The organism is Acinetobacter sp. S4400-12 (assembly GCF_024129495.1).
GTDB lineage: Bacteria > Pseudomonadota > Gammaproteobacteria > Pseudomonadales > Moraxellaceae > Acinetobacter > Acinetobacter lwoffii_C.
Genome location: NZ_JAMXYB010000054.1, coordinates 1 through 8,256, shown reverse-complemented (window position 1 = coordinate 8,256; position 8,256 = coordinate 1). Strand labels below are relative to the sequence as shown.

Genomic DNA, 8,256 nt, shown 5'->3' with positions numbered 1-8,256 from the left:
GAGCATCAGTGAATCACTGTATTACTGAATAATATTACGATAAATCGAAAGTTTCAATACTTTGGTGGGTAAAAATGTCGATTAATGATAAGTTTTTAGAGCGTGGGGCACGTTTGAAGGATGAACGGAAACGTTTAAAACTGACTCAGCCAAGCGTGGCAGAGTTGCTGGACGTGGCTGTGGGTTCTATCGTTCGTTATGAAAAGCAAGGTGATCCGTTGAATCAGAATCAACTTATGGTTCTGCAGGAGGCTGGATTTGATACGTTCTATGTGACGTTTGGTGTGAGATTTACGGAACTGAGTGAAGACGAACACCAGGTAATTTCTGCTTATCGATCCTTAACAGATACAGCGAAAACAGGCTTTGTCGGAATGGCCAAAGCCTATGCAACACAAAATGCCACCTAACCGGTGGCATTTTTTTACAATGACATTTCAAATTTTTTAATTATTTTATGTACTTGATCATGCATTGTAGTAAATAGTGAGTTGATCTCTGCTGGGTCGATCTGTTCACCTTCCTGGACTTTCATTTTACTCATCAAACCTAGACAGTTTTTTAAGTGGATTAATTCAATTAGTGTTTCTTCGTTCTGGTCATCATTATTGTTGACGGTATTGTTCGACATTTAACCTCCTCTAGTAACACTAAACATTGTATTGAAAAGTTTGAAAAGGGGAAGATCAACAAGTGACACAGTGCGACAGATTATGTCTTATGGTAAAAAAATAATCAGACAATTACAAAAAAGCCCTCAAAATGAGGGCTTTCTTTTAAACGATACTTTGGAACGAATCGATAATCTGATTCATATCTTTGCTGAATGAGCTAAACAGTGCATTCAATTCTTCATGTTCAATCTGTTCCCCATTTGTCACCTGAACTTTACTCATTAAATTTAAGCGATGTTTTAAATCGAGCATATGCAACAAAATTTCTTCCCGAATATCATCATTCGTTGGTGTATTCATATTCTCTCCCGCTAATGAATTTTTTAACCTGTTCCGCTTGCGGTATATATAAGCTGATAAATACCAAGGCTTCAACTGTTCAAGCAGTAAAGGAGCAAATCAAATGCATTTTGTCTGCATCTTGCACAAATCACAAAAAAGTGACACCACGAGGTCCTTTTATTTTGGTTATATGCCATTTTTTATTGGATATCAGGATGCTTTTTAGCAGGTCGATAAAACTAGGTTTATAAGCGGTACTTTTGAGCACACGAACCAGAAGATCGTGACGTTGCTGTTTATTTAGAAGTTCAGTATTTAGAGTTTGCTGGAGATCAGGAGCTGAAGATTGAATGCCGTCGAGTGTCAGCAATTGATTTGAATAATTCATGGTTTTTCCTTATGTCAAGTTTGAAACCTGACACCAATCAATTTCCACAAAGATTGGTGACAGACTGAACAGGGGTGGAAATTTACCGTCATAAGGAACGGCTGCCCCGAAGGGCACCCTGTCCAGCCTGCCATAAAAGGCATAGCCGAATTTTACACAAAAAAACAGCCGCTTGCGCGACTTTATTTGCGCCTTATGATGGTTTCAGGTTTCCACGCCTGACTACAGATTTTGCTGTAGTGGTAAAACTGTATCAGTGAATCATTTTATGCGTCAAGTGAAAGATACAAAAAAGCTCCAGATTCTGGAGCTTTTATTTTATTTGGCGTTTTCGCAGAGTTGCATACCTTCTTCTATTAATACCGATGGATTCATTTTAATTTTTTGTCCCATAATTTCAGTATCTTTTGTAATTTCCATGATTGTCACATAGTCATTTTGAGCCGATCCATTGACGCCATATTTTTGGCCATCTGGTGCAGTAAAAATGATTCGTGTCGGTTGTTCGCAATGTAAGGTTCCTTTATCCACAGTCAGTGGCCATTTATCCCCAAACTGATCTGCTGTGACTTCCACTGTTTTATATTCTGGTGTACTGCTGCATGCAGATAGAAATGCTGCACATAATGCACTTATAAATTTTTTCATGGGATGCCCTCTATATAAATTAAAAGCCCCATGTGGGGCCTTTAAAGGATGTCTGAAAATGTATCAAGCCTGTACACCCAGCAATATGCTGTCATCCTGTTGTTATTATAACCGTTTTTTTAAAACCATCCTACTGTGTGGAGAAATAATAAAGCACTGCCACAGATACCACATATTGCGCCAACTAAAAATGGATAGAGCCACATTATTTTTTTACCTCGTAGCCAAGCTTTTCCCAAGCTTTAACTAGACGACGAATGCCTTCAGCAGCTGCAGTAAAAGTATCTTTTAAACTATTTGCAATGATTTCGGCAGGGGAACGGTGATCTTGACTGAGTTCTTCAAAGTGATTCAGCACATATTGATAACCAGACCAATCAATAATGGCACCATTATTGAGTAGCTGACTTTTAATTATTTCTAGATCCCATACACGTTGGATCATTTGATGGTGGGTTGGTGTTGATTCCCAATGAGCACTAAGATAGCCACGGATGTTGGTTAATATGTAGCGTTCGCCCTTTTTAGAGTGTGCCAGGATAATTTTCTTGGCATGTTGAATTGTTATATTGTTGATCTCGATTTTTGTTTTATCCATTTTTTTAATCCTGTGATGTGCATTCAGGGCAGGGGCATTCGATTGGATCTGATGAATCAGCGATAACGATTGGCATGACGTTCTTCTTTGGTCTTGCATTCAATACATAGCGTGACACCACCCAGCTTTTGGCGTTCTGGTGGAATGTCATTGCCACATTCTTCACATTCAGATAGTGAAGGTGTGCTGTAGTCACGTGGTACCACGTGAACTTGATCCAATTGATTTTGCTGGGCGATATCGAATTTTTTAGACACGTGAGACCTGTGAATTTTTATTTTTATGTGGAGAAGGGGGGAGGTTTATTTCTGGATTAGGCATACCAGAGGGTGAAAGTTCAAATTCAATCTGAAAAAAACCCTGTGCAGTAAAGCCACATTCAACATTTGAACACTGAGCATGAAAACGTCGTAAAAGTGGATTTAATTCGACACTGTTTCGGATGGGGAAACTTGAACCGCAATGGGGGCATTTAGTACGTGAAGGTCTAGACATATTGCACCTTTGGATCAAAATTTATTCATACGAATATACAACAAAATTACGATATATCGAAAGTTTATGTTGTAAATGTTATTTAATATCGTTATTTTAATTAGACCCATTTCATCCTGACTTTCCCCAGAGTCGGGATTTTTTTTATTTTGATTTTTTATATTTATCAATTTTTGCCTGTTCTCGTTTTAAGGCATTGGTCGCAGTCTTTTTAGATTTATAAATGTGGGTGAGTTTTAGCTGTTTAGACTGATCACCAGAGGTCAGTTTGATGGACTTGCCACCTTCACTGTAATACGCGATTACACCTGTATATTCGGCATAATTTTTACCTGTGCGTTTTTTCTTTTTGGCTTGCTTTTCTTCTTCCGTTTTTTCTTCCCTGCCTTCAAATAAGGTCGACACGTCATCTGCATCGGGCAGCTGCACTTCCAATTCAACAGACGTGGTTAAGCCATTGTCATTTAAAGTATGGGTGACATTGGTACCCAGCCAAATGATGTCGTCAATTTCAGGCTTTAATCCGTTGAACTCAAATTCCTGTTCGGGGATCAGCGTTGGATCTCCTTTGGCTAAAGCATATGTCAGCTTTTGTGCAGTACGTTTGCAGCGGTTGTATTCGGCATTGGCTGCCAATTCTGCAGTGGTCTTATCCCTATGCACATAGCGAATTTCTTTTAAGTTGTCTTCACTGTCACCCACAAATACATGAAGTTTTTTGGCTTTTCCTTCTGCATAGTAATAGGCTTTGACACCAGTGATGTTGTCGGTACCGGTACCATTGGTGTAGTTGTGCTGGTCGCCTTCATCCCGGGTGATGATTTTTCGTGGCAAGGCTAAACCTGAAACCGTTTGGCTGGCACCACGTGGCAGTAAAATCAAATGACCATTTTTCACTGTAGCAATGGCATCCTGTTCATCAGCAATACGTGTGATGAGATTTGCATCAGATTCATTTTGAGCAATGTATTTAATTTTTTTTGATGCAAATTTTTCATGAACAATTACTTTGAGTTCATATTCATCACCGATCTTGTCAAAGATTTGCTGAATAGTTTGATTATTCCAGCTGCGTTCACGTTTCTGTTTTAAACCTTCTGACACGTCATTGGCCATGGCAGAAATGGACAGCACATCTGGTACACCGCGATGTGACGTTGATTCAACCTTGTACACGCCTTTGTCAAATAAACCGGTATTGGACCAACCTAACCACACCTGGATCTTTGCACCTTTAGGTGGAATTGAGAGCATGCCGTCTGAATCATCCAATTCAATATCGACGGTATCCACGACCAAGCCACGATTATCTTTGACTGTCAGCGACATTAGACGTGTGGCCATTTGCGGTGAAATGTCCACACCATCGACTTCAACACGAAATATGGGTGTCGGGTATTCAGTCAAGTTCTCATATGCACTGATGGCATTATTTGCAAAATTTAAAGCCTGTTTAAGCATTACAAGATCCTATTCAGTGCACCAATGCCCATGCCAACCAGTGTGCCTAAAATGCTTGGCTGCCAATCACGAACAATGGTCAGTTTGATGGTGAATTCTGTTTTACGTGCTGCACCATCTTTGAAGAAAAAAGTTTTGCCTTCTTCCAGATCATTGATGATGACCAAGCCATAAATTTTGCCTGTGCCTTCAATGAGGGTATAGGCTTTACCGGTGTCACCCATTTGACGCACGATGTCCAAAGTGTTTCGACTGCCGGTGATCTCGTGATAAATCACCCCTTGCAGGGTGATGGTATCTTCACCCTTGCCCACAAACTGATAAGCAGGTGCAGCACCAACACGACTATTGGACGGATGTCGCCAGTTGGTGACACGTTTTAATTCTTGATATGAGGCTGTGCGTAGTGAAAACACGAACATGCCCAAAGCCATCATCATGTGTCTTTACTCCGTGTCTGTTAAAAATTTACGTTTTGCGTTTTGTTCTTCTTGAACTACACGTTGTAATTCTTGACGCAAGGCTTCAGCTGTACCTTTCACGAAAGAACCATCTTTGGCTTGGATCGTGATATTAATCGTGTCATTGCTGACGAATGACTTTGCAGATCCGCCACCCATTGAGATTGGTTTGACTGGTTTTGTTTTGACGGCTGTGTCGACTACACCTTGCGTGGCGGTGGTGGTTGCTGCCACTGGTAAGTTGTTTGCATTGGCAATACCGTTGGCCATCCCCTGCATGGTGTAGCCACCAATACCCATAAAGACACGTGAGGGGGAATGGATGCCTAGAATGCCCCTGGCTTTATCAATGACACCACTGACCGCACCTGTGATGGCATCTTTGACAGCATTGACCTTGGATAAAATACCGTTTTTGAGTCCTTCCAAAATCATGGCACCAAAGCCAGTGAACTTTGCAGGCAGATCTATGCCGAACCATGACAGTACTTTGGCAAAGGCTGAATAGAACAGGCCAATTGGGGACCAGTTGACAATCAGTGCGGAAATGCCACGAATGCCACCATTGAATGCTGTTTTGATAGTTGTCCAGATGCCAACAAAGAATGCTGAAATGGGTGCCCAGTTCTTATAAATCAGGAATGCAGCACCGGCAATGGCAAGTACAATCCATGTAATTGGGTTGGTGAGTAAAGCCATGCTCATGGCACGTGCTGCCATAGCGACTACACCAAATGCGCGACCGACCATCATCATTGGACCAAAAACAGCAATTAAGCCAATCGATAGGGCAGACAGACCACCCACAATGGCAATGGCACCAATCGCAATTTTGACTAAACCAGATGACAGACCAGGATTCGCCTGTGACCATTTTTGAACGGCACTCATGACACCATTAAAGCTGCCAATCATAGAATTCACACCAGGTAATAGAACATTACCAATGGTGATGCCTAAGGCTGCCATATGGTTCTTGGCTAATTGAATATTGTTGGCTGTTGTTGCTGCTCGAGCAGCATATTCAGCTTCCATCGATCCAGCATAGACTTTGGCATCTGACACAGCGTTTAAGTTCTTTTTCAGCGTATCCAATCCTTGTGAATACTGCATCACAATAGGCAAGGCTTCAGAACCGAACAATTCATTGGTGATCGCCACCTGTTCATGTTTTTCGAGTTTTTGAATCCCCTCGATGACCTTCGCCACAGTTGCTTCAGCATCTTTCTGCATATCTTTAGACACTTGAACACTGTCCAAGCCCAATTTTTTAAATGCTGCAGACTGACCTTTGGTGGCTGATTCACCTTTGGTCAAGGCAAGAATCATATTTTTGATACCAGTTGCTGCAACATCGGGTTCAACCGATGTCAGTGATGCAGCCATGGCAGCAATGCTGCTTGATGCGAAACCACCGACTTCACCCAATGCACCGATCCGCTGAACGACTTCCATAATCTTGTCGGCTTTGTTTGGTGATGTATTGCCTAGATAGTTGATTCGGTCAGCCAGCGCGACCACTTGTGGCTGTGTCAGTTTAAATGCTGCACGCATTTCTGCCATGCTTTGACCTGCTTGATCTGCAGTGATGTCAAACGCCACACCCATTTTTACTGCAGACTCGGCAAAGCCAAGTAACTCATTTTTAGCAATACCAGACTGAGCACCTGCAGCAACAATGGCTGCAATATCTTTGGCTGCCATTGGTAAACGTGTGGTCATTTCAACAATCTGATCTGACATGAGTTTATACGCTGGTGTGATTTTACCGGCTTCATCTTTTAAGCCGTCCACGACTTTGGCTACATCCGCCATGGCTGACTCATAATCGATGGCAATTTTGACTGGTACTGCTAGTGATGCAGCACCAGCACCGGCAATCATCAGACCTTTTTTTGCCATTTCATTGGCTTTGCCCATTCGTGCCTGCATCTTTTCGTATTTCTTCTGGGCTTCTTCATGTTTGCCTAAGACTTCTTTTTGTTTGTTCAGCTCCATGGTGGTTAGATGAATCTTATTTTTGAGATCCGATTCTTCTTCATTGAGCCGATCCATCTGAATGCCAGCTTTGTTGAACTCCTGTGCCATGCCAGTCAGTTCTTTACTTTGGCTTTTTTGTACTGCCATCAGGCGTTTATGTGCAGCTTCAGCACGTGCCAAAGCAGTCACGGTTTCCTGTGCTTCAGGATTGATTTTTAAGGCTTGTTTTAATTCAGCAATCGTCTCTTTGTTTTTGGCCAGTGACTGTGCTGTCTTTTCTGACTGTGAAGTGAGTTGACGAAAGCCTGAAATCTTACGTTGCTGTGACTCTAAATCTTTTAATTCTGTATTGGTTTTTTTTAAGGCAGCTGCCATAGATTTTGAGCCACCAATGATTGTTTTGATGGGTCCAGATACTTTATCAGTAGCGTTGAATAGGACTTCTAATTTTAGTTTTGACATTGGTGGACTCGTTTACACGTTGGTTTGGTGACGCTTCAGCGCAAGGTGATGCCATTTAGTTAATTCGATAATGTCCATGTCATCGTATGCGCTGGGTGGCCAATGAAAGATGCAGGCAATATTTGCAATTGCTTCATCTACTTCATCGACCAGTTTTATTGCTGTTCCTCTTTGATCGCTTTCTGCAGATCCTTCGGATACAAAAAAGTGACCAAGTGACCTCCAAGCTGTGCAAAGTCGACTGGATCAAGTTCAAGGACTTGCTGTGCTGTTAATGCTGGCGTGGTGACACGTGGAAGTACTTTGATTAATGCGTTTACATCGTGCTGATAGATCGCCTGCAGGCTGACACCACTTAATGCTTTGACATTCGGTTTGCGAATTTTGATTTCGGTAATTGTGGTACCGCCAAACTGAATGAACTGTTCGAGCTGAACGGTTTCTTCATTTGGGTTCTGAATGGCTTTTTGATTCAATGCTTGATCATCAGTCAAGGTTTGAACGTTATCTTGGTCTTGAGTATTCATGTTGCATTCCTAAAAAGTGACAAATTAAAAAAACCTTGCACAAAACGTTGTTCATGCAAGGGTAGGAAAACTTAAATGCCTAGTGCGTTACGTTGCTTCGCTAAGCGATCAACACCGTCAATCACTTCTTTGAAGCCTAGAATGTCAATTTCGATCTCAACTTTGCCGTTTACAGTCAATTTGTAATAAACACAGTTGGTCACGACTTTATGTTCAGTGTCTTCACCTGGTTCAGAATCACCGCCATCAATTTCTTCATGACGACCACGAACCACGACTT

General features: G+C 41.7%; 14 protein-coding genes. 1 reads left to right on the top strand and 13 read right to left on the bottom strand.

The window, feature by feature from the left end:
• Positions 1–74 precede the first annotated feature (74 nt).
• The gene (locus NI461_RS13505) at positions 75–410 is read left to right on the top strand and encodes a transcriptional regulator (RefSeq protein WP_253157690.1); all 336 of its coding nucleotides are present in this window, start codon (positions 75–77) and stop codon (positions 408–410) included.
• 14 nt (positions 411–424) lie between these two features.
• Here the strand turns inward: NI461_RS13505 and NI461_RS13500 are convergent, their stop codons facing one another.
• From NI461_RS13500 to NI461_RS13440, 13 genes are all read right to left on the bottom strand, one after another.
• On the bottom strand, positions 425–631 hold the full coding sequence (locus tag NI461_RS13500) for a hypothetical protein (protein WP_253157688.1): 207 nt from the start codon (positions 629–631) through the stop codon (positions 425–427).
• Positions 632–776: 145 nt separating this feature from the next.
• Positions 777–974: a hypothetical protein gene (locus tag NI461_RS13495; protein WP_195197813.1), complete on the bottom strand. Its 198-nt coding sequence runs from the start codon at positions 972–974 to the stop codon at positions 777–779.
• A gap of 130 nt (positions 975–1,104) precedes the next feature.
• Positions 1,105–1,344 carry a hypothetical protein gene (locus NI461_RS13490; RefSeq protein ID WP_195201839.1) on the bottom strand — a complete coding sequence of 80 codons (240 nt, stop codon included), beginning with the start codon at positions 1,342–1,344 and terminating at the stop codon, positions 1,105–1,107.
• Between the two features lie 318 nt (positions 1,345–1,662).
• On the bottom strand, positions 1,663–1,992 hold the full coding sequence (locus tag NI461_RS13485) for a DUF2511 domain-containing protein (protein ID WP_253157686.1): 330 nt from the start codon (positions 1,990–1,992) through the stop codon (positions 1,663–1,665).
• A 205-nt stretch (positions 1,993–2,197) separates the two neighbouring features.
• The gene (locus NI461_RS13480; RefSeq protein WP_253157684.1) at positions 2,198–2,590 is read right to left on the bottom strand and encodes a hypothetical protein; all 393 of its coding nucleotides are present in this window, start codon (positions 2,588–2,590) and stop codon (positions 2,198–2,200) included.
• A 56-nt stretch (positions 2,591–2,646) separates the two neighbouring features.
• The gene (locus NI461_RS13475; RefSeq protein ID WP_253157683.1) at positions 2,647–2,847 is read right to left on the bottom strand and encodes a TraR/DksA C4-type zinc finger protein; all 201 of its coding nucleotides are present in this window, start codon (positions 2,845–2,847) and stop codon (positions 2,647–2,649) included.
• On the bottom strand, positions 2,840–3,085 hold the full coding sequence (locus NI461_RS13470) for an ogr/Delta-like zinc finger family protein (RefSeq protein WP_253157682.1): 246 nt from the start codon (positions 3,083–3,085) through the stop codon (positions 2,840–2,842). Before NI461_RS13470 ends, NI461_RS13475 begins: the two co-directional genes overlap by 8 nt.
• Before the next feature lie 144 nt (positions 3,086–3,229).
• The gene (locus NI461_RS13465) at positions 3,230–4,546 is read right to left on the bottom strand and encodes a contractile injection system protein, VgrG/Pvc8 family (protein WP_253157681.1); all 1,317 of its coding nucleotides are present in this window, start codon (positions 4,544–4,546) and stop codon (positions 3,230–3,232) included.
• The gene (locus NI461_RS13460; protein ID WP_005146692.1) at positions 4,546–4,986 is read right to left on the bottom strand and encodes a phage tail protein; all 441 of its coding nucleotides are present in this window, start codon (positions 4,984–4,986) and stop codon (positions 4,546–4,548) included. The genes NI461_RS13465 and NI461_RS13460 overlap by 1 nt, the downstream gene beginning before the upstream one ends.
• Before the next feature lie 6 nt (positions 4,987–4,992).
• On the bottom strand, positions 4,993–7,449 hold the full coding sequence (locus tag NI461_RS13455; protein WP_253157680.1) for a phage tail tape measure protein: 2,457 nt from the start codon (positions 7,447–7,449) through the stop codon (positions 4,993–4,995).
• A 12-nt stretch (positions 7,450–7,461) separates the two neighbouring features.
• Positions 7,462–7,569, bottom strand: a complete 108-nt coding sequence (locus tag NI461_RS13450; RefSeq protein ID WP_228127357.1) for a GpE family phage tail protein — start codon at positions 7,567–7,569, stop codon at positions 7,462–7,464.
• A 35-nt stretch (positions 7,570–7,604) separates the two neighbouring features.
• A complete protein-coding gene (locus NI461_RS13445) occupies positions 7,605–7,976 on the bottom strand; it encodes a phage tail assembly protein (RefSeq protein ID WP_253157677.1) in 372 nt (123 codons plus the stop codon).
• Positions 7,977–8,047: 71 nt separating this feature from the next.
• Positions 8,048–8,256 (bottom strand): phage major tail tube protein (locus tag NI461_RS13440; protein ID WP_253157629.1); only part of this gene is annotated, 209 nt, incomplete at its 5' end.

Bases quoted from the DNA above. Each gene is read 5' to 3' on its own strand.
- NI461_RS13455 (WP_253157680.1), bottom strand. From the start codon at position 7,449: ATGTCAAAACTAAAATTAGAAGTCCTATTCAACGCTACTGATAAAGTA.
- NI461_RS13460 (WP_005146692.1), bottom strand. From the start codon at position 4,986: ATGATGATGGCTTTGGGCATGTTCGTGTTTTCACTACGCACAGCCTCA.
- NI461_RS13500 (WP_253157688.1), bottom strand. From the start codon at position 631: ATGTCGAACAATACCGTCAACAATAATGATGACCAGAACGAAGAAACA.
- NI461_RS13470 (WP_253157682.1), bottom strand. From the start codon at position 3,085: ATGTCTAGACCTTCACGTACTAAATGCCCCCATTGCGGTTCAAGTTTC.
- NI461_RS13495 (WP_195197813.1), bottom strand. From the start codon at position 974: ATGAATACACCAACGAATGATGATATTCGGGAAGAAATTTTGTTGCAT.
- NI461_RS13480 (WP_253157684.1), bottom strand. From the start codon at position 2,590: ATGGATAAAACAAAAATCGAGATCAACAATATAACAATTCAACATGCC.
- NI461_RS13465 (WP_253157681.1), bottom strand. From the start codon at position 4,546: ATGCTTAAACAGGCTTTAAATTTTGCAAATAATGCCATCAGTGCATAT.
- NI461_RS13485 (WP_253157686.1), bottom strand. From the start codon at position 1,992: ATGAAAAAATTTATAAGTGCATTATGTGCAGCATTTCTATCTGCATGC.
- NI461_RS13445 (WP_253157677.1), bottom strand. From the start codon at position 7,976: ATGAATACTCAAGACCAAGATAACGTTCAAACCTTGACTGATGATCAA.
- NI461_RS13505 (WP_253157690.1), top strand. From the start codon at position 75: ATGTCGATTAATGATAAGTTTTTAGAGCGTGGGGCACGTTTGAAGGAT.
- NI461_RS13490 (WP_195201839.1), bottom strand. From the start codon at position 1,344: ATGAATTATTCAAATCAATTGCTGACACTCGACGGCATTCAATCTTCA.